Source organism: Dactylosporangium sp. CA-152071, from assembly GCF_050936335.1.
GTDB classification, from domain to species: domain Bacteria; phylum Actinomycetota; class Actinomycetes; order Mycobacteriales; family Micromonosporaceae; genus Dactylosporangium; species Dactylosporangium maewongense.
The window spans coordinates 2,213,774-2,236,134 of the sequence record NZ_JBNJMZ010000001.1; the positions used below are offsets into that span (position 1 = coordinate 2,213,774).

The 22,361-nt window shown below is 73.8% G+C and carries 21 protein-coding genes; 10 read left to right on the forward strand and 11 right to left on the reverse strand.

Annotation, left to right across the window (positions count from 1 at the left end; genetic code table 11):
* Positions 1–380 precede the first annotated feature (380 nt).
* The 4 genes from ACQEVZ_RS09670 to ACQEVZ_RS09685 form a co-directional block, all read right to left on the reverse strand.
* Complete coding sequence (locus ACQEVZ_RS09670; protein WP_433364213.1) at positions 381–1,175, reverse strand: DUF4184 family protein; 795 nt, start codon at positions 1,173–1,175, stop codon at positions 381–383.
* Positions 1,176–1,205: 30 nt separating this feature from the next.
* On the reverse strand, positions 1,206–2,438 hold the full coding sequence (locus ACQEVZ_RS09675) for a glycoside hydrolase family 3 N-terminal domain-containing protein (RefSeq protein ID WP_433364216.1): 1,233 nt from the start codon (positions 2,436–2,438) through the stop codon (positions 1,206–1,208).
* 191 nt (positions 2,439–2,629) lie between these two features.
* Positions 2,630–3,154: a hypothetical protein gene (locus ACQEVZ_RS09680; protein ID WP_433364219.1), complete on the reverse strand. Its 525-nt coding sequence runs from the start codon at positions 3,152–3,154 to the stop codon at positions 2,630–2,632.
* 50 nt (positions 3,155–3,204) lie between these two features.
* Complete coding sequence (locus tag ACQEVZ_RS09685) at positions 3,205–3,594, reverse strand: BlaI/MecI/CopY family transcriptional regulator (RefSeq protein ID WP_344510663.1); 390 nt, start codon at positions 3,592–3,594, stop codon at positions 3,205–3,207.
* A 90-nt stretch (positions 3,595–3,684) separates the two neighbouring features.
* On the opposite strand from ACQEVZ_RS09685, the gene ACQEVZ_RS09690 reads away from it, so the two are divergent.
* From ACQEVZ_RS09690 to ACQEVZ_RS09720, 7 genes are all read left to right on the forward strand, one after another.
* Positions 3,685–4,605: a M56 family metallopeptidase gene (locus ACQEVZ_RS09690; RefSeq protein WP_433364222.1), complete on the forward strand. Its 921-nt coding sequence runs from the start codon at positions 3,685–3,687 to the stop codon at positions 4,603–4,605.
* A gap of 120 nt (positions 4,606–4,725) precedes the next feature.
* The gene (locus ACQEVZ_RS09695) at positions 4,726–5,214 is read left to right on the forward strand and encodes a sigma factor-like helix-turn-helix DNA-binding protein (protein ID WP_360563395.1); all 489 of its coding nucleotides are present in this window, start codon (positions 4,726–4,728) and stop codon (positions 5,212–5,214) included.
* Positions 5,215–5,230: 16 nt separating this feature from the next.
* A complete protein-coding gene (locus ACQEVZ_RS09700; protein WP_433364226.1) occupies positions 5,231–5,932 on the forward strand; it encodes a hypothetical protein in 702 nt (233 codons plus the stop codon).
* Between the two features lie 100 nt (positions 5,933–6,032).
* Positions 6,033–6,728 (forward strand): FadR/GntR family transcriptional regulator, encoded by a 696-nt coding sequence (locus ACQEVZ_RS09705; protein WP_363398283.1) that lies wholly within the window; start codon positions 6,033–6,035, stop codon positions 6,726–6,728.
* The gene (locus tag ACQEVZ_RS09710; protein ID WP_433364230.1) at positions 6,725–7,912 is read left to right on the forward strand and encodes an MFS transporter; all 1,188 of its coding nucleotides are present in this window, start codon (positions 6,725–6,727) and stop codon (positions 7,910–7,912) included. The genes ACQEVZ_RS09705 and ACQEVZ_RS09710 overlap by 4 nt, the downstream gene beginning before the upstream one ends.
* A gap of 241 nt (positions 7,913–8,153) precedes the next feature.
* On the forward strand, positions 8,154–8,915 hold the full coding sequence (locus ACQEVZ_RS09715) for a DUF4253 domain-containing protein (RefSeq protein ID WP_433364233.1): 762 nt from the start codon (positions 8,154–8,156) through the stop codon (positions 8,913–8,915).
* 113 nt (positions 8,916–9,028) lie between these two features.
* Positions 9,029–10,522, forward strand: a complete 1,494-nt coding sequence (locus ACQEVZ_RS09720; RefSeq protein WP_354891940.1) for an alkaline phosphatase PhoX — start codon at positions 9,029–9,031, stop codon at positions 10,520–10,522.
* A 273-nt stretch (positions 10,523–10,795) separates the two neighbouring features.
* On the opposite strand, the gene pip is transcribed toward ACQEVZ_RS09720, so the two are convergent.
* Positions 10,796–11,752 (reverse strand): prolyl aminopeptidase, encoded by a 957-nt coding sequence (gene pip, locus ACQEVZ_RS09725; RefSeq protein WP_433376704.1) that lies wholly within the window; start codon positions 11,750–11,752, stop codon positions 10,796–10,798.
* A gap of 28 nt (positions 11,753–11,780) precedes the next feature.
* On the opposite strand from pip, the gene ACQEVZ_RS09730 reads away from it, so the two are divergent.
* Positions 11,781–12,245: a MarR family winged helix-turn-helix transcriptional regulator gene (locus tag ACQEVZ_RS09730; protein ID WP_354891931.1), complete on the forward strand. Its 465-nt coding sequence runs from the start codon at positions 11,781–11,783 to the stop codon at positions 12,243–12,245.
* A gap of 10 nt (positions 12,246–12,255) precedes the next feature.
* On the opposite strand, the gene ACQEVZ_RS09735 is transcribed toward ACQEVZ_RS09730, so the two are convergent.
* From ACQEVZ_RS09735 to ACQEVZ_RS09755, 5 genes are all read right to left on the reverse strand, one after another.
* Positions 12,256–12,720 (reverse strand): hypothetical protein, encoded by a 465-nt coding sequence (locus tag ACQEVZ_RS09735; protein WP_344510689.1) that lies wholly within the window; start codon positions 12,718–12,720, stop codon positions 12,256–12,258.
* Between the two features lie 17 nt (positions 12,721–12,737).
* Positions 12,738–15,032, reverse strand: coding sequence for an MMPL family transporter (locus tag ACQEVZ_RS09740; RefSeq protein WP_433364238.1), 2,295 nt, complete (start codon positions 15,030–15,032; stop codon positions 12,738–12,740).
* 102 nt (positions 15,033–15,134) lie between these two features.
* Positions 15,135–15,407 carry a DUF4235 domain-containing protein gene (locus ACQEVZ_RS09745; RefSeq protein WP_344510694.1) on the reverse strand — a complete coding sequence of 91 codons (273 nt, stop codon included), beginning with the start codon at positions 15,405–15,407 and terminating at the stop codon, positions 15,135–15,137.
* Positions 15,407–15,718 (reverse strand): DUF3618 domain-containing protein, encoded by a 312-nt coding sequence (locus ACQEVZ_RS09750; RefSeq protein WP_433364241.1) that lies wholly within the window; start codon positions 15,716–15,718, stop codon positions 15,407–15,409. Before ACQEVZ_RS09750 ends, ACQEVZ_RS09745 begins: the two co-directional genes overlap by 1 nt.
* A 76-nt stretch (positions 15,719–15,794) precedes the next feature.
* The gene (locus ACQEVZ_RS09755) at positions 15,795–16,586 is read right to left on the reverse strand and encodes an endonuclease/exonuclease/phosphatase family protein (RefSeq protein WP_433364245.1); all 792 of its coding nucleotides are present in this window, start codon (positions 16,584–16,586) and stop codon (positions 15,795–15,797) included.
* A gap of 174 nt (positions 16,587–16,760) precedes the next feature.
* Here ACQEVZ_RS09755 and ACQEVZ_RS09760 point away from each other — a divergent pair, with 174 nt between their 5' ends.
* Entirely contained in the window at positions 16,761–18,248 is a 1,488-nt protein-coding gene (locus ACQEVZ_RS09760) for a pectinesterase family protein (RefSeq protein ID WP_433364248.1), read from the forward strand.
* A 54-nt stretch (positions 18,249–18,302) separates the two neighbouring features.
* Here ACQEVZ_RS09760 and ACQEVZ_RS09765 read toward each other — a convergent pair whose 3' ends face one another.
* Positions 18,303–20,990: a glycoside hydrolase family 9 protein gene (locus ACQEVZ_RS09765; protein ID WP_433364251.1), complete on the reverse strand. Its 2,688-nt coding sequence runs from the start codon at positions 20,988–20,990 to the stop codon at positions 18,303–18,305.
* A 142-nt stretch (positions 20,991–21,132) separates the two neighbouring features.
* Between ACQEVZ_RS09765 and ACQEVZ_RS09770 the strand changes: the two genes are divergently transcribed.
* Positions 21,133–22,239 carry an endonuclease/exonuclease/phosphatase family protein gene (locus tag ACQEVZ_RS09770; RefSeq protein ID WP_433364254.1) on the forward strand — a complete coding sequence of 369 codons (1,107 nt, stop codon included), beginning with the start codon at positions 21,133–21,135 and terminating at the stop codon, positions 22,237–22,239.
* Positions 22,240–22,361: the final 122 nt, after the last annotated feature.

Below are 22,361 nucleotides of genomic sequence, written 5' to 3' on the forward strand. Positions count from 1 at the left end.
CAACCGGACGAAGCGAAGAGACCGGGGGCGACCAGACCAGGGCGCCGTCGGGTCAGGCGTCGGCCAGCCGCTGATTCCCGTCCGCGTGGAGGGCGGGCCTGTCCCGGTCGATACGCCAGCGCCACGGCTGCGTCTCCTGCATCGAGGGCTCGTTGAGGGCCAGACCAAGCGACCAGACCATACGACCAGACCAAGTGACCAGACCAAGTGACCAGACCAGGCGGCCAGACCAGGCGGCCAAACCAGGCGGGCAGAGCAGGCGGGCAGTTGTGCTGGGTCGGCGGTCGGCGACAGCGGCGGCGGTCAGCGAACACGGCGAACAGGCACACCACTCGGCGTGGGGCAGTGCTGGGTGCCGCCGGGCGTGACGGCAGCGGCGGTCAGTGGAGCTCGGCGGCAGGGTGTCGCCTTGCCGTGATCGCGCGGTGCACGGCGGCGGCAGTCATGAGGGCGGCCGCGGTCACGCCGAGGAGGCGCGCGGAGACCACCGCTGGCTGAGGCACGGCTGGCAGGAAGCGCACGTACCGGCGGCGGGGCTGCGGTGCGAGCGCGGCTGCCGCAGCGCCTGCCGCGCCGACCGCCGCCGCGGTGCCCCAGAACGCCCCGGGTCGCCGCTGGACGTGCGGCGCCGGGCCGTGCCACGCGGCGATCCTGCGGGTGCGGCCCAGCCTCGCCGACATGGCGAGCCACGCCGCCGCACCAACCGCGCTGGAGGCCAGGTGCAGCGGCACCCACGCCGGCACCCCCGGCAGCACCTCCCGGGCCAGGCGCGGCAGACCGACCCTGGTGCCGGTCACCGTGTCGTGGGTCAGGTGGTCCCACGCGACGTGGCTGGCGGCGCCGATGAGTGCCGAGCCGGCCGTGACCCACCACGGGTGCCGGGCCCGGGCGAGGGCGCCGTAGTCACGGACGGCGAACGGGCCGAGGCCCGGCAGGTGCGCGGCGACCTCCGGTGCCGCCCGGCGCACCAGCAGGGTCGCCGCGGTCGTGACGGGCACGGACGCCAGCACGCCCCACCACGTGTGGCCCTTGGTGAACGGCGGGCGGCAGTGCATCGCGTACGGCAGGTCGGGCGCGGCCGAGCCGATGACCAGGGCGACCCCGTCGAACCACGCGGGCCGCCACAGCTTCAGCGGCAGGACGGCGGCGGCGTGCGAGGGGAAGGTGGCCGGCATGATCGCGACTGTAGCCGGGTCCGCCGCGGTTCAGGTGCCGCAGCGGGCCAGCCCGGCGCGGAGCTTGGCGCGGACCACCCGGGTCGCGGACTCGGTCACCCGGGCGGCGAACGCGGGGTCACCCTTCGCGGCGGTCACGAGCGCCTCGGTCCACGGGCCGGCGTCGGACAGCTTCACCGACAGGGCCATGTCGCCGCCGGCCTTGATGAAGCGGACGGCGCGCTGGCCGAGCGGGACCGAGGCGACCGCGGTGGCGGCGCCGAGGTCGTCGGAGAGCACGAGGCCGTCGAAGCCGAGCTTCTGGCGCAGCAGGCCGGTGACGATCGGCTCGGAGAACGCGGCGATGTTGGCCGGGTCGAGCTTCGGGTACGTCGCCGAGGAGATCATGACCGCCGCCGAGCCGGCCGCGATGCCGCTGGTGAAGGGCTGCAGGGCCGGGTCGTCGGCGGTGGTGATGTCGTCGCGGGCGCCGGTGGAGGTGTCGGTGTTGACGCGGACGCGGCCGAGGCCCGGGAAGTGCTTGAGCGTGGCGAGCACGCCGGCGCCCTGCATCGCGGTCACGACGGTGGCGACGCCGGCGGCGGCGGGTTCGGGGGTCGCGCCGTACTGGCGGTCGAAGCCGCCGATCGGGGGGTTGGCCTTGCCGACGGAGGCCGGGACGACGTCCGCGACCGGAGCCAGGTCGATGGTGACGCCGATGGCCTTGAGCCGGCCGACCCACTCGGCGGTGTTGGCCTTCAGCGTCGCGTCGTCCAGTTTGGCCTGGTTGACCGCGGACGGGATGGCCGGGAAGTCGGCGCCCTTCAGCGTCTGGACCTGCCCGCCCTCCTGGTCGACGCCGATCTGCAGGCCGAGCCCCGACTTGGCCGCGGCCGCCTGCAGCTGCTCGATCGACTGGCGCAGCGACGCCGCCGACGCCGTGCTGCGGCCGGCCAGGAAGATGCCGCCCAACTGGTACCGCTGAATCGCCTGGACGGCGTTGAGCGGCGTCCCGATCGGTGTGCCGATCATGAGGAGCTGACCGACCTGCTGCTCCAGGGTGAGCTTGGCGACCAGCGCGGCGGCACAGTCACCGCTCGGCGAGGCGGACGGCGACACCGGGGCATGCGTGCCGGCACCGGCGGGCGTGCGCGCGTCGGATGCCGGTGTACCGCGACCGGCCGCGACGAACCACAGCGCCGCCCCGGCCGCGACGAGCACCACGGCAGCCACGGCGACGGTCCACCTGGGGAACGGGCCGATCCGGCCACGATGGCGAGCCATGGGCCGCTCCGTCCGTGGGGTTCGCAGGATGCCCGACCCGATGGACGTTACCCGGCCCGCACCGGCCGCCCCCCGCCAGCCCGCAGCGGACCGGTCCGACCGCCGGAGCAAGGCGGCCGACAGCCATACGACGGAAGGTGGTCAGCCCGCAGCGGAGCGGGGCGGCCAGCAGCCAGGCGGCCGGAGGTAGGTCAGCCCGCGGCGGAGCGGGGCAGGCGGTGGTCGGGCAGCTGGTGCAGCCACAGGGCGAGGGCGCGGACGGTCTCCCGTTCGAACGCCGCCTTCGCGCGGGTCACGGCGGCCGCGCCGGCCACGTCGTCGGCGAGCGCGTGCATGCGGGCGCGGGTGACGGCGAGCCCGCTGCGGATGAACATGTCGAAGGTCGCCTCGTCGGCGGACTCCACGGCGAGCATGCCCCGCACGTACACGTCCTCGATGCTGACGTCCGGCGGCAGGGCGCACAGCCAGGTCCGCTGGCGCTGCCGGCCGGCGGCGGTGAGCGAGCAGGTGCGCCGGTTGCTGCTGGCCATGCGGGCCGGGACGGCGGTGTCGACCCGCAGGAAGCCGGCCCGCTCCAGCCGCGTCACCGACGCCATCACGCGGACGATGTCCATCCGCCGGGCGCTGCCGAAGATCTCGTCGTGGCGCCGCATGAGCTCCCACGCGCTGCTGTCACGGCCGCCCAGCAGGGCGAGCAGCACGTCGTCGAGCACCAATGCCAGGCACCTCCCGCCGAACTTCTACACGACGTAGAAGTTAGCAGAGGTCACGCCTCGGGGTGCTCCCGCAGCAGCGCGCGGAGGGTCTGCTCGTCGCGGTCGTCGAGGGTGCCGACGAACCGGCGCAGCACCGTCGCCCGGTCGGGCTCCTCGGCGAGCAGGCGGCTCATCCGCTCCGCGACCAGCCCGGCCGCGTCGCGGAGCGCCCCGTAGCGGAACGCCCGGCCGTCGCGGTGCCTGGTGACGGAGCCCTTCTCGTGCAGCCGGGTCAGGGTGGTCACCACGGCGCTGTACGACAGCGCGCCGGCGGGATCGAGCAGGTCGCGGACCTCGCCCGGGGTGAGCGGACCGGCAGCGGCACCGAGGACCGTGATCACCTGCGCCTCGAGCTGTCCGGGCCGGCGCCGGCGGTCTCCCGGAGGCGGTGGTGTACTCATCGCGACGACTCTATCGAGCCGTGGTCGGTCGTCGCTGACCGATCTGGTTAGAGTGCGAGGGGCACGGACTCACCGCGCGGGGGGAGGCACATGTTCGATCATTTCGTGTGGTCGGTGCTCGTGGTGCCACCGCTGATCCTGCTCGTCGTGCGCCTGCTCGCCGACCGGCTCCCGCCCGCCGGCGCGGCCCGTGCCGTCGCCTGGTCCGCGGCCGTGGTCGCCGCCGCCAGCACCGTCAACCTGCTGCTGTTCGCGCTGAAGGCGCTCGCCCAGGTGCCGGCCGTCGCCGGCGTGTCCGGCTGGTCGGCGACGGTCGTCACGGCCGACACCGCCGCGGAGCCGTGGGCGCCGTGGCTCAGCGTCGCGCTGCTGGCCGCCGTCGTCGTCTCCGTCACCCGGCGCTGGCGCCATCACCGCGACGTCCTCGCGCTCGGCCGGTCCGCCGGCGACGGCACGGCGCTCGTCGTGCTGCCCGACGCGGAGGCGAAGGCGTTCGCGGTCCCCGGCCGGCCCGGTTATGTCGTGGTCACCACCGGCATGCGGTCGCTGCTGACCGACCGGCAGTTCGACGCGCTGCTCGCGCACGAGCAGGCGCACCTCGCCGGCCGGCACCACCGGCTGGCCCGCCTGGCGGACACTGCCGCCGCCGCCCACCCGGCGCTGTGGTGGGTCGCGAAGCACGTCGACTACCTCCTCGAGCGGGCCGCCGACGAGCATGCCGCCGTCGAGGTGGGCAGCCGTCGCACGGTCGCGCACGCCATCGGCGCGGCCGCGCTGGCGACCTCCGGTGCCGGCGCGACCCCGGCCGGATCGGGCTGGTCGGTGCTGCACGTCGCGATCCCCCAGGGCATCGTGCCGCGCCGGGTGTCGCTGCTGCTGACCCCGCGCACCTGGCCCGCCGCGGGGCTGCTGAGCCTGCTGCCCGCCGCGCTCGCCGCGTTCAGCGTCGTCTGGTCGGTCGAGGCCGCCATCGACCTGGTCGAGCTGCTCATGGCGGCCAGCGGGCGCTGAACGGGTCCGCGACCGGCGCCGGGCGACGCCGAGCGGTCCGCGCCGGCGCCGTCACCGACGGCCTCGCGAAACCCGGGTAAGTGATTCCGGGCCCTGAAGCGTTCATGAGGCGTGGGGCACATGGAGTTCACCGAGTTCTACCGGTCGGAGCGCGACCGGTGCCTGCGGGCAGTGCTCGCCGGCGTCGCGGACCGCCAGGTCGCCGAGGACCTGGTGGCCGAGGCGTTCACCCGGGCGTGGATGTCGTGGCACAAGGTGCGGCGGCATCCGGCGCCGCGGGCCTGGGTGGTGCGCACCGCGCTCAACCTGCGGGTGTCGTGGTGGCGCCGGCACCGCCGCGAGGTCGACCTCGGCGACGGGCACGTGGACACCGCCGACGGCACCGGCGAGCCCGGCGGCGGCCTCGACCCGGCGCTGCTGCGGCTGCTGCGCGCCCTGCCGCCCCGGCAGCGGGAGGTCATCGCGTTCCGGGTCTTCCTCGACCTCGACACCGCCGCCACCGCCAAGGCCCTGGGCATGGCCCCGGGCACCGTCACCGCGCACCTGTCCCGGGCGATCGCGACGCTGCGCGGCCATCTCGTCGTCAACCACAGCCAGGAGCAGTCATGAACAGTCAGGAGCAGTCATGAACGACCACGACACCGATGTCCTCGACACCCTGCGGGGCTCGCTCGACGCGGTCACGATGGGCACGCCCGTCGAGGACATCGTGAGCACCGGCCGGGCCCGCCGCAACCGCCGCCGGCTGGCGACCGTCGCCGCCGGCACCGTGGCGGTGGCCGGCGTCGCGCTCGGCGTGGCGAGCCTCGCCAACCCCCCGGCGGGACCCCCGGCCACGGCACCCGGCGCGAACGCGGCCGGCGAGGTGCACGTCCGGACGGTCGCCTACACCGTCGACTCCCGGGCCGACGGCACGGTCCAGGTGACCTGGACCAAGCAACAGTGGTTCGCGGACCCCGCCGGTCTGGAGGCGGCCCTGCGGCAGGCCGGCTTCCCGGTGGTCGTCAAGGTCGGCGAGTTCTGCGCCGGCCCGGGCGACGACCTGACGCTGGTGCACGGCACCGGCCCCGGCGTCACGGACGTCGTGCGGCCCCTGCCGGGCGCCGACGCGACGTTCGTCTTCGACGCCTCGGCCCTGCCGCCCGGCAAGCAGCTGTTCATCGGATACCTGAACCCCGCCCAGCTGGAGGTCACGGGCGGCTCCCCCGGCTCGGTCGAGCGCCTGGTGCCCATCGACACGCCGCTGACCTGCACCACCGTGGCTCCTCCGCGGGAGGGCCGCGCGGCCGGCACCGAGAAGGACCCGTCGGCCAAGCCCGTCAAGTAACCCGTCCACCTGCTGCCCCGGCGCCGGTTGGTGCCGGGGCAGTCGTGCATCCACGCTCGCGCAAAGGTTCGATCTGTCCTACCATCCAAATGTCCTACATTTGGAGGTCGGAGTGCTGTCGAGCCCGCAACGGGCCGTGCCCCTCGCCACGCAGGTCGCCGGTCAGTTCAAGCAGCTGATCGCGGCCGGTGACTGGCCGGTCGGCTCCCGGATCCCGCCCGAGCACCGGCTCACCGAGCAGCTCGGCGTCAGTCGCAACACCGTCCGGGAGGCGTTGAGCGCGCTCGTACACCTCGGACTCCTCGAAGCGCGTCCCGGCGACGGCACCTACGTGCGCGCCGACAGCGAACTGCAGGTGTCCCTCGGCCGGCGGGTCGCGGAGGCCGACCCCGACGACGCCTTCGAGGTGCGGGCGCTGCTGGAGCACCGCGGGTCGCGCCGGGCCGCGCTGCACGCCACCGCCGAGGACGTCGCCCATCTGCGCGAGCTGCTCGACCGGCGGGACGCCGCCCGGACCGGCGACCTGGCGGGATTCGTCGAGGCCGACTTCGCGTTCCACCGCGCGGTCGTCATCGCCGGCGGCAACCCGCTGCTCGCTGAGCTCTACCAGCACCTGAGCCCCGTCATCACGCAGACGATCAGTGACAGCGCCGGGCTGGACCACGACAGCACCGTGCACGACCTGCACCACCACCTGGTCGACGCGATCGAGGCCGGTGACCCCGACGCCGCCGAGGCGTGCAGCGTCGCGCTGGTCGCCGAGGGCCGCGACATCCTGCGCGGGAGCGCGTCGTGACCGCCACCCTCGCCCCCGTGCGGGCCCGCACCGGGCTGCTCGTGGTCGGCATCCTGCTGATCGCCACCAACCTCCGGGCGGCGCTGACGTCGGTCGGGCCGGTGCTCGACGACGTGCGCGCCGACCTCGGCCTGACCGCGACCGCCGCCGGTGTGCTGACCGCGCTGCCGCTGCTCGCGTTCGCGGGCTTCTCGCCGGTCGCCCCGCTGGTGGCGCGGCGGCTCGGGCTGGAGCGCACCCTCGGCCTGGGCCTCGCGGTGCTCGCCGCCGGCATCGTGCTGCGGTCGGTGCCGGTCGCCGGCGGGATCTGGGCCGGCACGGTCGCCATCGGCGCGGCGATCGCGTTCTTCAACGTGCTGCTGCCCAGCCTGGTCAAGCGGGACTTCCCGGACCGGGTCGCGCAGCTGTCCGGCGGCTACTCCGCGACGCAGAGCATCGTCGCGGCGATCGCGTCCGGCGTCGCCGTGCCCATCGCCGGCCAGTCCACCGCCGGCTGGCGGATCGCGCTCGGCTGCTGGGTCGGGCTCACGGTCATCGCCGCCGCGGTCTGGCTGCCCCGGCTGCGCACCCGTCTGGCGGGCCCCGACGGCGGCGCCGGCGCGGCGGCCGCGCACCGCTCGCCGTGGCGCAGCCCGATCGGCTGGCAGGTGACGCTGTTCATGGGCCTGCAGTCGCTGGTCTTCTACGTGATGGTCGCCTGGCTGCCGAGCATCGAGCAGGACCACGGGGTCAGCGCGACGACGGCCGGCTGGCACCTGTTCGTGTACCTGATCGCCGCGGTCGTGGCGAACCTCGCCGCCCCGCACCTCATGCGCCGCCTGCCCGACCAGCGGCTCGTCGCGCTGCTGTGCGCCGCGGTGATCCTGCTCGGCGTGGGCGGGCTGCTGCTCGCGCCCGGCCTGTCCGTCGTGTGGCTGGTGAGCGCCGGCCTCGGTGCGGGCCTGTCGCTCGTGCTGTGCCTGTCGCTGTTCAGCCTGCGTGCCGTCGACCACCGCCAGGCCGCGGCACTGTCGGGGATGGCGCAGTCGGTCGGCTACCTCCTGGCCGCGTGCGGCCCTGTCCTCATCGGCGCGCTGCGCGACGCGAGCGGCTCGTGGACGTTGCCCTTGGCGACGATGTGCGCACTGATCGCAGTGATGGGCGGCTTCGCCGTCCTCGCCGGCCGGGACAGGGTGATCGGCTGACCCCGTGGGCGGCCCGCCAACCGAGACGGGCCGCCCGCAACAGGATCGGCTGACCCTGTGGGCGGCCCGCCAACCAAGACGGGCCGCCCGCAACAGGATCGGCCGACCCGGCGGGCGGCCCGCCACGGACGGCCGGGGACCGCTGCACCTCGTTGAAAGCCCGCCGGAGTGGCCGAGTTCGTCGATGGACACGGCGCCCGGCGGCTGTCCCACCCGGCGCCGATCGGATACGGTCGTGCGGGTGTCCGTGAAGCGTCTGACGCTGCCCGCCCGGGTCAAGGCCCTCACCGTGCCGCTGCCCCCGGGCAAGACCATCCGGCCCGACCTCGACGACGACGAGCCGGCGGTGCTCTGGCTGAGCAAGACGTCCCCGCCGCCGGGGCTGTGGGAGGAGCTGCGCGCCGCGCACCCCGCCACCGGCCTGTGGCCCCTGCTGCTGACGCACCTCGACGGTGACCCGTGCCGCCCGTGGATCGAGGGCGAGCTCGTCCCCGAAGACATGTCCGACCCCGCGGACCACGACCCGGCGGCGCTGCTGCCGAAGTGGTGGGCGGAGACCGGCGACGGACGCGGCCCGTGGCCGGGGCTGGCACCCGCGGCGGGCGTCGACCCCGCCGACGCCGACGCGACCGCCGACCGGGAGGCTGCCGCGCTCGTCGCGTCCCGCCGGCCGTGGCGGCTCGGCCTGGTCGCCGCCGGCCGCGGCGCCGACGCGCTCACCGTCGTCGGCTGGGACGGCCCCGCCAACCACACCGACGACACCGCCCACATCAGCGCGGTCCTGCGCAGCTGGGAGGAGCGCTTCGGGGTCCGGGTCGTCGGGGTCGGCTTCGCCGAGCTGTTCCTGAGCGTCGCCGCGCCACCGTCCACGGTGGACGAGGCATTGACGGTCGCCGCGGAGCACGTCGCCTTCTGCCCCGACACCGCATGGACCGACGACGATCTGCAGGGATACGCGGCGGGCCTCGTCGGCGCGCCCGCCTGGCACTTCTGGTGGGACTGACCGCACGCTGTGCGGGTCGGCGACGCGCATCGTTCGCCTTGTATTTCCCCACGGTTCACCGGCGTCTCCGAGGCTGCCAAGGAATCAAGCTGACTTCTTTGGAGCGTGCCAGCGTGACTGTTTCTCGCCGTCAAGTTCTCAGTGGTACGGCCGCGGCGGGCGTCGGCCTGACCGTCGCCGGTGCCCTGCCGACCCTCGCCGAGCCCGCCCTCGCGCACGAGGAGCACCGGCCGTCCTCCGGCGGGCGCCCGTTCCCGCCGCTGAAGGACGACCCGAACGGCATCCTCGCGCTGCCCGAGGGCTTCTCCTACACGATCGTCACCCGCGAGGGCAGCACGGAGATGTCCGGCAACCAGGGCAAGACGCCCGGTTACCACGACGGCACGGGCGTCGTCGCCGACGGCCACAACAAGCTCACGATCATCCAGAACCACGAGCTCAACCCGCACACGATCGTGTACGGCGTGCCGCACATCGAGGGCACCGTGTACGACCCGGGCGCCCCGAACGCGGGCGGCTGCACGGTCATCACCACCGACGGGCAGGGCCGGCGCACCGGCGAGTGGGTCGGCATCTCCGGCACGCTGCGCAACTGCGCGGGCGGCGTGACCCCGTGGGGCACCTGGCTGACCTGCGAGGAGACCACCGCCAACGCCGGCGCCACCTGGACCGCCGGCGGCCAGACCGGCACCTACGAGAAGGCCCACGGCTACGTCTTCGAGGTCTTCCCGGCCGAGTCCAAGAAGCAGCTGCCCAAGGCGATCAAGGCGTTCGGCCGGTACGACCACGAGGCCCTCGCCGTCGACCCGGACCTCAAGCACGTCTACCTGTCCGAGGACGCCAGCAGCCCCAACGGCCTGTTCTACCGCTGGCGCTCGACCGACGGCAAGCGCCTCGGCGCGGGCATCGCCAACTCGCTGGCCGACGACGCCGGCAAGCTCGAGGCGATGCAGATCCGCCTCGACGACGGCAGCATCCTGCCCGACGTCGCGTACCTCACCTCCGCCCAGATCGGCCGCCCGTTCAAGGTGACCTGGCTCGAGGTGCCGGACCGCGACGCGACCACCAAGCCGGTCCGCACCCAGTTCGCCGACGGCACGGTCACCCGCGGCAAGAAGTTCGAGGGCGTCTGGAGCACCCGCAAGGGCTGCTACATCGTCAACAGCTTCGCCTTCGGCGCCAACGACCTGCCCGCCGACGCGACCAAGCACGACGGCATGGTGTGGTTCTACGACTACTCCGACCAGACCATCACCCTGGTCACGTACTTCCCGCACAACGCCGCCGCCGAGGGCGAGGGCCCGGCGCCGAAGTACGCCGACATGACCTTCGACGGGCCCGACAACGTCACGGTCACCCCGTGGGGCACCCTCGTCCTCGCCGAGGACGGCGTCCGCGCCTCGCACGTGCTGAGCTCCGTCCCCGGCGGCCCGACCTACGCCATCGCCCGCAACATGCTCAGCAACGGCACCTCCAACGGCGCCCCGACCTACTCCGAGTTCACCGGCCCGACGTTCTCCCCGGACGGCAAGGTCCTGTTCGTCAACATCCAGGTCCCCGGCATCACCCTGGCCATCACCGGCCCGTGGGGCCGTTACCTCGGCTGACCAGCGCTCCGGGGCCCCGGCGGAATCCGGGGCCCCGGAGTGAATTTTCCACCGTCGCGTGGCGGGCGGTGCCGGCGGTCGCGCAAGCTGGGGGCCGACGGAAGGGGCCGGCGCCGCGGCTGACCAACGCCGACCAGGCCCTTGCGGTGCGCAGCGCCGCCCGCCTCGCCGGGCTCGACTTCCAGGTCGCGGTCTTCGGCCACGGCGCCGCGGTCCGGGGCGACGCGGTGTCCCGGTTCCGGGACTTCGCCGCCCGGCTGCACTGAACGCCGGTCAGACGAACGAGTCGAGGGCCTCGCGGATCAGGGTGCGCATCGTGTCGCTGCCGGTGTGGCCGGAGTCCTCGACGACCGTCAGCGTGGCGTCCGGCCAGCGCTCGGCGAGCAGCCAGGCCGTCTCCAGGGGGCTGCTGATGTCGAACCGGCCGTGCAGCAGCACGCCGCGGATCCCGGCGAGCCGGCCGGCGTCGCGGATCAGGACGCCCTCCTCCAGCCAGGCGGCGTTGGCGAAATAGTGGGTGCAGATGCGCACCATGGCGAGCTTCGCGTCGTCGGGGCGGCCACTGTACGCGTCCGGCACGCCGTTCGGTTCGAGCGAGACGGCGGTGTCCTCCCAGGCGCACCACGCCTGCGCCGCGGCGGCCCGCACGGCCGGGTCGGGCGAGCTCATCAGCCGCGCGTACGCCGCGACCAGGTCCTCCGCGGTGGCGGGGGCCGGCGCCACGTGGTCGCGGAACGCCGCCCACTGCGCGGGGAAGAAGCGGCCGACGCCCTCGTAGAGCCAGTCGCGCTCGCGGCGGCGGGTGGAGGTCACGCCGTCGATGACGATGCCGGCGACCCGGTCCGGGTGGCGTTCGGCGTACGCGAGGATCAGCGTCGACCCCCACGACCCGCCGAACAGCAGCCACCGGTCGATCCCGAGGTGCTCGCGCAGCCGCTCCATGTCGGCGACGAGGTGGCCGGTCGTATTGTGCCGCAGGTCGGCGTCCGATGTGGACGCGTGCGGGGTGCTGCGGCCGCAGTTGCGCTGGTCGAACTGCACGATCCGGTAGCGCTCCGGGTCGAAGTAGCGCCGGGTCCGCGGGCTGCTGCCGGAGCCCGGCCCGCCGTGGACGACGGCGGCGGGCAGCCCGGCCGGGTCGCCGCTGACGGACCAGTGCACGAGGTTGCCGTCGCCGACGTCGAGCATGCCCTCGTCGTGCGGCTCGATGGGTGGGTACATGCCGAGCAGAATACAACAGCGCTGTTATATTAGCGCTGTGACATTCCTTGGCAGCCGGCTGCGGCACCTGCTCGAACTGCTCGACGGCGACGTCGCGGGCGTCTACGCGGACCTCGGCCTGCCCGACATCCGGCCCAGGTTCGCCCCGGTCGTGCGCACCCTGGCCCGGCAGGGGCCGGGCACGATCCGCGACCTGGCCGCCGCGATCGGCGTCACCCACTCGGCGGCGAGCCAGACCGTCGCGGAGATGGCCCGGCAGGACCTGGTGCGCCTGGAGCCCGGCGCCGACGCCAGGCAGCGCATCGTCCACCTCACCGACCGGGCGGCCCGCCTCATGCCGGCGATCGAGGCGGAGATGGCGGCGACGGACGCGGCCGCCGAGGCGTTCGACGCGCAGCTGCCGTTCCCGCTGAGCCGCCTCGTCGAGGAGGCCATCGCCCTGCTCGAGCAGCGCCCGATGCGCGACCGGATCGGCGAGGTGGTGGTGGACGGGAAGCCGTGACCGCCGCGGCTCAGGCCGAGGCGGACGCGGCGGCCGCGGACTGGGCCTCCCACATGGTGACGACGACACCGAGGACGAAGACCTGCACCGGCAGTGGGAGGCCCGGCAGGTCGACCTCGACGTCACTGCCCCAGAAGCTGGTCTTGCGGACCGAGCCGACCTTGCGGCCACCCGCGTAGAGGTCCTGGGCCTGGCTCCACACCGAGGCGCGCTGGAACTGGTACGTGACGCCGCCCGCGGTGACCGTCCACTGCTTGCGGCCGACCCGGTCGGCTGCGGCGACGGACTCGCCGGCCTTGTCCTGCATCACGAAGCGGCTGCCCCACGCGTTGCCGCGGACGAGGAACGACTGGCCGGCGACGGTCAGCTGGCCGCCGCTGCGCCAGACCCCGCCCTCCCACGCGGCGACGGCGTGGCCCTGTTGCGTGACTGTATAGCGCGCCCGCCAGACGCTGGTCCGCTTCGCGATCAGCATGTATCGAGCGTAGCCACTCAGCCGTCGTACGAGCCCGCGGTGCGCAGGTCTTGAGCGTCTCTTGAGCGCGCGCGCTGCTCGACCACGAGCGGCTCCCCGGCACCGGAGGGCGGCGGGTCGACGGTCGGGGCCACCGTCGACCCCAGGACGCTCAGCAGCGCCGGGGCGAGCAGCGACCGGACGATGAACGCGTCGATGAACACGCCGACCGCGAGGGCGAAGGCGAGCTCCCGGAATGGGCGCAGCGGCACGATCAGCAGCAGGCCGAAGCTCACCGCGAGCGTGAAGGCGGCGGTGCGGATGGCCTTCGCCGAGTGCGGCAGGGTGATCGCGAGCGCCTCGCGCAGCGGCCTGGTCCGGGCCTCGCGCCAGGCGGGGCCGATGCCGAAGATGTTGTAGTCGGAGCCGAGCGCGACGAGCAGCACCGCCGCCGCGAACGGGACGTAGAACGTGAGGCCGTCGCCGCCGAGGCGGTCCTGGAAGACGTACGTGGTCAGGCCGAGGGTGGCGCCGATGGCGAGGACGCTGCAGACCAGCAGGCCGACCGGGGCGATCAGGGCCCGCAGGAACAGCACCAGGAAGAGCAGGTTGGCCAGCAGCGCCGCGATCGCGATGCGGCCCAGGTCGCGCACGGTCTGGTCGACGATGACATGGGCGACGGCGGTGTCGCCGCCGAGGCTCGCCGTCGCGCCGTCGAGGCCCGCGTCGCGCAGCAGGCCCGGCAGGTCGCGGTCGAGCCGGCCGGCGGTGTCGACGGCCCGGGCGCCGAGCGGCTCGTCGGCGAGGACGAGCAGGAAGCGCGCGGCGGAGCCGTCGCCGGACTGGAAGACGCTGAGCCCTTCCGGCAGGCCCTGGGTGCCGGGGCCGAGGACGGCGGCGACGCCCGGCTCGCGGGACAGCGCCTGCTGCAGCTTCGCGAGCTCCGCCTGGCGGCCCGCGACGCCGGCGCCCTCGACGAGCACCTCGGTCGGCGACAGGATGCCGTCGGCGAAGCCGGTCTCCGCGGCGTCGGCCGCGACCCGGGTCGGGTGCCCCGGCGGCAGCGCCTCGACGAACGACACCCCGAGCCGGATGTGCTGCAGCGGCAGCGCGGCCGCGACCAGCCCGCCGACGCACAGCAGCAGCACCGGCAGCGCGAACCAGCGACGGGTCAGCAGCCTGGCCCACCAGCGCCCGCCGACCGGGGCCGGCTCGGCGCCGCGGGTGCCGAGCGGGCGGCGCAGCGGCGACCAGAAGACGAACCGGCCGAAGATCGCCAGCAGCGCCGGGACCAGGGTCACCGACACCAGCACGCCGATGAGGATGGCGAGCGCCATCCCGGGGCCGAACGCCCGGAAGGTCGGTGCGTCGGCGACGATGAGCGCGCCGGTGCCGGCGGCGGCGGTCGCCCCGGCGATCGCGATGATCGGGGTGTAGCGCGCGGTCGCGTGCCGCGCGGCGTCCAGCCGCGACTCCCCGGCGGCCAGCTGCCGGCGCGCCGCCGACAGGTAGAACACGACGTAGTCGGTGACGACGCCGAGCAGCAGCGCGACCAGCAGCGGCTGGGTCTCCTGCGGCACCGGCACCCCGAGCCGCTCCGCGAGCGCGCCGCCGACGTGCAGGGTCAGCAGCGTCGCGACCCCGGCGGCGCCGAGCGCGAGCAGCGCGGCGATCAGCGACCGGAACGCGAACGCCACGATGAGGAACACCGCGCCGACGGTGATCAGCTCCAGGGTCGGCACCTTCGACTGCAGGATGCGGGTCTGCTCGACCCGCGCCGGCACCGAGCCGGTGATCCCGACGACGGCGTCGTCCGCGCTGTAGTGCGCGGCCACGAACTTCTCCGCGGCGGCGACCTGGTCGGCGAAGGTGACGTCCGGGTCCGTGAAGAGCAGCGTCACGATCGTGGTGCCGTCCTCGGCGGAGCCCGGGAAGAGGCCGAGGGTGTTCATGACCGGGACCGCCGCGCGGATCGGCGCGACGTCGGTGTACGTGCCGTCGCTGACCGCCCGCGCGCGGGCGACCGCCTCGGTCTGGGTGGCCTGCGGCAGCCCGTCGGCCTTGCGCTGCACCACGGCGACGCGGCTCAGCAGCGGGAAGCCGAACTTCTCGAACGAGCGGACCTCGCTGGCGACGGCCGGGTTGCCGGCGGACACCAGCTGCTCCAGGTCGCTGCCGCCCTGGTTGGTGGCCGGCAGGTACTGCACGGACAGGACGACCGCGACGGCCCACCCGCCGACGATCAGCCAGCGCAGCGCGACCACGAGCGCCGCGTATCCACGCATCAGCACGTTGGGCCGCCACCGGCTGCGAGGCTCCACGACGTCGGTCACGGTCCGGCCCCCTCTTCCAGGAGTTCGCTGTGTGGATCGGGCAGTACCCCGGCGCCGGGAGAGGAAAACGGTGCGCCCTGATCGGGCGACGTCGTGGCGGGATCAGCCGGGCCAGCGGCCGGTGGCCCGGTGGACGGCGACCGCGCCCGCCCGGTCCACGGTCGCCTTCACCACGGCGAAGATCGCGCCCTGCAGCGCGGCGGCGACGAGGATCTCGCCCCAGCCGCGGTCCTCGTCGGTGGCGTTCGGCGCATCGTCGTCGTTGCCGAGCACCTTCCAGACCTGCTTGAAGACCAGCCCGGCGACCAGGCCGGAGCCGACGCCCAGGGCGAGCCCGACCGGCTTGTACGCGAGCTTCGCGCCCCAGCCGCTCATCATCGCCCCCGGCGGCGGACGGCGACGGCGACGAGCACCACGGCGAGCACGGCGGCGCCGATCGCGGCGAGGGGCAGCGGCCGCCGCACGGCGACCGCCTTGTCCGAGACGGTCCCGGCGAGGTTCCTGGCGGCGTCGGCGGCGGCGCCCTTGGCGCGCTCGGCGGCCTGCGCCGCGGCGTCCTTGGCGCGCGCCTTCACGTCGGCCTTCGCGGCGAGGGCCTCGACCGTGCTGCCGAGCTCGGCGCGGGTCCGCGCGATCTGCTCCCGCAGCAGCCGCGGGTCGTCGCCGTCGGATCGTGGCATGGCCATGCGGCACCTCCGTTCATGTGCACGCGTGGTTCCCTTGCCGTCCGGCGATCAAACACCCGCAGGGAGCGTTCGAGGGTCACTCCATCCCTATGGAAGGCCCGGCAAGGGACAGATCGGCCTCGAGACCGTAGTGGTCGGACAGGAACAGCTCGCGCCCGTCGGAGACGCGGACGGCGTCCCGCAGCACGGTCCGGGCGCTCGCCACGACCGGCCGGCCCGCGCCGTCGCGGACGAGGACCTGGTCCAGGGCGGGCGGCGCCGGCCAGCGCGGCGTCGGCCGGAACGTCGTCGTCGGGTCGCCGGCGAGGACGTCGCGCAGGCCGGCCGCCGCGGCGAACCCGGTGAACGCCGCCGAGTCGCGGGGCACGTTGAAGTCGCCGACGACCACCGCCGGCAGCTCCGGCTCGAACCCGCGGACCAGCCGCGCCAGGTGGTCGAGCTCCTGGCGGATGACGCGGGTGAACCGGTTGCCGTCCGACCAGTCGTCGTCGCGGTTCGCGGACAGGTGGGTGTTGACGACGGCGAGAGGTCCGGCCGGCGTCTCGACGACCGCGAGCTGCGCCCCCTTGCGCATGAGCTGCTCGGTGCGCAACGGCCCGGCCATCCGGAACCGCGCGAACCGGTACCGCAGGATCGGCCACCGCGACATGAGCATCAGCCCGCCCGACGGCAGCGCCGCCCGCGTGACCGCCACGTGCCGGTAGCCGGCGCCCCGCCGCAGCAGGCGCACGCTGCCGCCGTGCAGCACCTCCTGCAGGCACACCAGGTCGTACGCGGCCCGCTCCAGCACCGGGCCGAGCGCCCGCAGCCGGGCCGGGACGTCGTCGCGCATGAGCGTGTTGAACGTCAGCAGCCGCACGTCGATCATCGGCCGATTTCACCACCCGCACCGCGCGGGGCGCCACGGGGTATCTCGCCGGGGGCGTGAAAGTTTCCGCCGCCGGCCGGGGACCCGCGCCGCCGCCGCGAACTTTCCGTAATCCGGGCGCCGGGCGAGGCATCTATCGCATCGACGAGATCACACCCCGCTCAGGAGGTTCCCGTGCATCCACAACCATCGGCGCGGTGGCGCCGGCTCACCGTCCGGGTCGCCGGAGTCGCGGCGGCGGCGCTGGCCGTGCCGATCGCCGTGCTCGCGGTGTCGGTGTGGCCGTCGGAGGCGGCCGCCAGCCCGGCGGCCGGCGGCGTCTACACCCTGGCCAGCGGCGCGAGCGGCAAGTGCGTCGACGTCGCCGGCGCCGCGACCGGCAACAGCGCCCTGCTGGTCCAGATCGCGTGCAACAGCGCCGCGGCCGACCAGCGGTTCACCGTGATCGTCCAGGGCGGCGCGTTCAACCTGGTCAACGCCAACAGCGGCAAGTGCGTCGACGTGCCGTACGCGTCCACGACCTCGGGCACCCAGCTGTGGCAGTACACCTGCGGCGTCTCCACCAACCAGCAGTGGACCTTCACGGCGTCCTCGGCGGCCGCGGGCAAGTACATCGTGAAGAGCGTCTCCTCCGGGCTCTGCCTCAGCGACAAGGACGGCTCCACCGCCGGCGGCAACCCGATCGTGCAGGAGACGTGCGCCGACATCGCGCGCATGCAGTGGTCGTTCAACCACGTCGGCGGCGCGACCGCGACCGCCAGCCCGCCCCCGACCAGCGGCAAGCCCACGGTCGCGGCGGACGGCACCGGCACGTTCCGGACGGTGCAGGCGGCCATCGACGCGGTGCCGGCGAACAACAGCGGCCGGGTCACCATCACCATCAAGCCGGGGACCTACCGCGAGATCGTCACCATCCCGGCGAACAAGCCGTACATCACGCTGCAGGGCCTCGGCTCCGCCCCGGCCGGCACGGTCATCGTGAACAACCACTGGGCCGGCGGCGGCTTCCCCGGCGGCAGCGCCACCATGTTCGTCAACGGCCACGACAGCGTGCTGACGAACCTGACCGTCAGCAACGACTTCGACGAGAGCACGCAGACGAGCGGCCAGCAGGCGGTCGCCCTGCAGCTGGACGCCGACCGGTCGATCCTGAGGAACGTCCGGCTGCTCGGCGACCAGGACACGTTCCAGATCAACGACCACGCCCGGCTGTACGTGGTGGGCTCCTACATCGAGGGCACCGTCGACTTCATCTACAGCGGCGGCACGGCCGTCTTCAACGCCTGCTCGATCTTCGAGAAGCGCAGCACCGGCGGCCCGATCACGGCCGCCAGCACCGACCCCGCCAAGACCTACGGGTTCCTGTTCTACAGGTCGACCATCACCGGCGCCTCGAACAACGTCACTCAGCTGGGCCGGCCGTGGCGGCAGGGCGCGCAGGTGCTCTACCGCGAGTCGAGCCTCAGCGCCACCATCAAGCTCGCCCAGCCGTGGAACGACATGGGCGACGCCACCTGGAAGCAGGCGCGGTTCTTCGAGTACAAGAACACCGGCGCCGGTGCCACGGTCAACGGCAACCGGCCCCAGCTGAGCGACTCGCAGGCCGCCAACTACACCCCGCAGAAGTACCTGGCCGGCACCGACGGCTGGAACCCCATGTAACCGTCGCACCGACGCCGGCCACCAGTGCGGTGGCCGGCGTCTGGGCGGTGCGGGTCAGGAGCAGGTGGTGCCGTTGACGGTGAAGACCGTCGGGTTGGTGTTGCTGCCGGTGTACGAGCCGTTGAAGCCCAGGCTGACGGTGCCTCCGGCGGGCACCGCGCCGTTCCAGGACTCGTTCGTGGCGGTGACGGCGGCGCCGGTCTGCGACCAGCGGCCGGACCAGCCCTGGGTGACGCGCTGGTCGCCGGGGAACGTGAAGCCCAGCGTCCACGAGGTCCACGCCGTGGTGCCGGTGTTCGTGATCGTGACGCTGCCGGTGAAGCCGGCGCCCCAGCTGTTCGCCGAGTAGGCCACCGTGCAGCCGCCGGTCGGTGCGGCCGCCGTCCGTACCGTGACGGGCGACGACAACAGGGAGAACTGTCCCGCGGTGTCCTTGGCGCGGACCATGAGGATGTACTCGGTGTTGGGGGTGAGGCCGGTCAGCGTGACCGACGGCCCGGTGCTGGTGGCGAGGATCGACAGCGCGTCGCCCTGCCGGCGGTGGATCTCGTAGCCGGTGACGCCGTTGTCGTCGGTGGAGGCGGCCCAGGTGAGCGTGAAGCCGGTGGCCGTCACCGCGGAGGCGACGGGCAGGCCGGGCGTGGAGGGCCGGGCATCCGCGGGCGGGTCCGCCGTGGTCACGGTGACGGGCGCCGACGCGGCGGAGGTGAGGCCGGTGCCGTTGCGGGCGGCGACCACGAACGTGTAGGCGGTGGCGGGCGTCAGGCCCGTGATCGAGGCGGACGCGGTGGTGGTGGTCGCCACGACCGTCGAGGTGGAGCCGGACACGCGGCGCACCTCGTAGCCGGTGACGCCGCTCTCCGGGTCGCTGGACGGGGCCCAGGTGAGGCGCAGCCAGGTCGAGGTGACGTCGGAGGCGACCGGCGTGCCGGGCGCGGACGGCGGGGTCGTGTCCTGCGGCGGGACGGTGCCGGTGTGCTCGGCGGCCCAGCTGGCCAGGGACGCGAGCCCCGAGTTCCAGTTGATCGCGACCTCGTTGACGGAGTACGCGCCGATGTCGTCGACGAAGCACTTCTGCGCCTTGCAGCCGGCGAGCTGTGCCTGCGCGACCGGGTCCTGCAGGCCGCTGTTGGGGCCGCCGGACAGCGCGCCGGGCGGCGCGGTCGGCAGCGACGCGTCGGCCTGGTTGGCCCAGAACCGATGGTGCACGTTGCGGACGGCCTTCTCGCCGTACCCGGCGATGTAGGACTGGTTGAGCGGGTTGCGGCCGAGGAGGTAGTCGAGGGCCTGGAACGCGCCGGTGCGGTACTTCGCGAGGCCGGTGAAGTCGTAGGCGAGGCCGAGGACGGCGGCGTTGTCGGCGATCTGCCCGGAGGAGCCCCAGTTGTAGGTGGTGCCGCCGTTCGGCGCCGGGTAGCCCTGCGTCGCCATCTGGCTCAGCAGCCCGTCCGCGAACGTCGCCATCCTGGCGCGGGTCGCCGTGACGTCGGCGGCGGGCAGGCCGTTGGGGACGATCGCGAGGGTCGTGTCGCCGAGGCCGGCGACCCAGCCCCAGTAAAAGCCGCCCTGGTTGAAGCCGGCGCCCTTGTAGAGCGGCGAGCCGGTCACGTCGGTGCGGTAGGACGCGCCGCCGGTCGTGGTGAACAGCTCCGCCGCGGCCCAGTAGAACTCGTCGCTGACGGTGCTGTCGTCGTACGCGCCGCCGCCCGTGCTGTCGGAGCCGCTGGCAATCCGTCCGGGGTTGGATTTCGCGGCGGCGTACGCCTTCTCGGCGGCGGTCAGGGCGCGGGCGGAGAACGCCGGGTCGATCGTGCGCCAGATCCGGGCCGCCTGGGCCGCGACGGCGGCGAGGTTGAGGGTGGCGGCGGTGCTCACCGGCGACAGCAGGCGCCGTTGCGGGTCGGCCTCCGGGCGCATCGGCAGCCCGGTCCAGTTCTCGTCATGGATCTTGTGGTGGACCATGCCGGCGTCGGTACGGCCGTCCGGCACCTGCATCCGCAGCAGGAACTCGACCTCCCAGCGGGCCTCGTCCAGGACGTCCGGGACGCCGTTGGCCCGCTCCGGGATGGCGAGGGTACCGTCGCCGAGCGCGGCCCGGTCGGTGCTCCGCTCGTAGATGTTGAGCAGCTGCCACGCGGCGATGCCGCCGTTCACGACGTACTTGCCCTGGTCGCCGGCGTCGTACCAGCCGCCGCGCACGTCGAGGGAGTAGCCGCAGCTCGTCCGGCACGGCACGGACGTGTCGCCCTGGTTCGGCGCGACGCCCACGTGCCCGGCGGGGCGGGCGTAGCGGCTGCCGACGTACTGCGACTCGATCGCGATGCCGCTGCGCTGGTGGTAGAAGAAGGCGAGCGAGTCCTTCCGCAGCTGCTGCACCGGCGCGGCGGAGATGTCGAACGGGTAGCTGTCCGACCCGCCGGCCGACAGCACGTAGCCGCTGCCCGGGGTGTCGTAGGCGGAGAAGTCGGCGATGTGGACGTTGTCGCCGGACAGGGCGTCGGCGCCCTTCACGGTCGTCTGTCCACTCGCGACGGTCACGCCGGCGGCGTTGCGCAGCGTCCAGCCGATCGGCGTCGTGGCGGAGCTGACGATCGTGGCCTGCTTCGGCAGGCCCGGCACGTAGGCGACCTGGTTCACCTTGACCGGCGACCCGGGGTCCGGCGCGGCGGTGGCGGGCGGCGCGCACACGGACAGTGCGAACAGTGCGCCCGCGGCGGCGATCGCCACGGTACGGCGTCTCATGTCGGGAGTCCTCCTGCGGCAAAGGGTGCCGGCACTGGCGGGCGCCGGCGTGCCGGACCGTAGGCGGACCTTCGACACGCTGTAAAGCATCCGTCGCGTCGATGCCGTCCGGCCGGTGCCGCGGGCATGTAACTTACGGCCCATGCGGCTCGCCAGCTACAACGTCGAGAACCTGTTCAACCGGGCCAAGGCGCTGGACCAGCGCACGTGGGCGGCCGGGCGCCCGATCCTCGAGGCGTTCCAGCGGGCCTGCGAGCTGCTGGAGGAGCCCGTGTACACCGACGAGGTCAAGCACGACATCCTGCGCGAGCTGGGCCGGCTCGGGCTGCGCAACGGCGACACCGCGAAGTTCGCCCGCCTGCGGCAGAACCGCGGGCGGCTGCTGGTGCGGCGGCGCACCGGCGTGGTCGAGGTCGTCGCCGGCGGCCGGGCCGACTGGATCGGCTGGGTGGAGCTGACCACCGACCGGGTGGACGAGCTGGCGCTGCTCAACACGGCGCGGGTCATCCTCGACGTCGGCGCCGACATCCTCGGCGTGATCGAGGCGGAGAGCCGCCTCGCGCTGAAGCGGTTCGCCGAGGGCGGCCTCGGCGGCATGTACGAGCACTTCATGGTCGTCGACGGCAACGACGAGCGCGGCATCGACGTCGGCGTCATGTCCACCGCGGCATACCCGCCGGTCGGCCAGCGCACCCACGTCGACGACACCGACGAGCACGGCCGCGTCTTCAGCCGCGACTGCGCCGAGTACCACTTCCGGCTGCCGGACGGCCAGCGCCTCGCGGTCCTCGTCAACCACCTCAAGAGCAAGGGCTACGGCGGGAAGGTCGCCTCCGACGCCCGCCGCCGCCGGCAGGCCGCCCGGGTCGCGGAAATCTACCGCGCGTTGGATTTCCCGCTCGTCGCCGTCGTGGGCGACCTCAACGACACCCCGGCCGGCGACCCCCTCGCGCCACTGCTGCGCGACACCGACCTGCGCGACGTCAGCACCCACCCCGGCTTCGACGACGGCGGCCGCCCCGGCACCTACGGCTACTGCACCGCCCCCAACAAGCTCGACTACGTCCTGCTGTCCCCGGCCCTGTTCGCCGCGACGACCGGCGGCGGCATCCTGCGCAAGGGCGTGTGGGGCGGCCGCCGCGGCGCCCTGTGGCCGATCTACGACACGATGACCCAACCGGTCCACGCCGGCTCCGACCACGCCGCCATCTACGCCGACATCGACCTGTCCCGCCTCCCCCAGCCCTGAACGGCGCTCGTGTCACCGGTTCGAGCGACAAACGAACGGTGAAAAGTGCACAAACACTGCGCACTGGGTAGCGGATCTATTGCATTGCGTGACAGTCTGAAAGTCGCGAAGATCAATGGGGG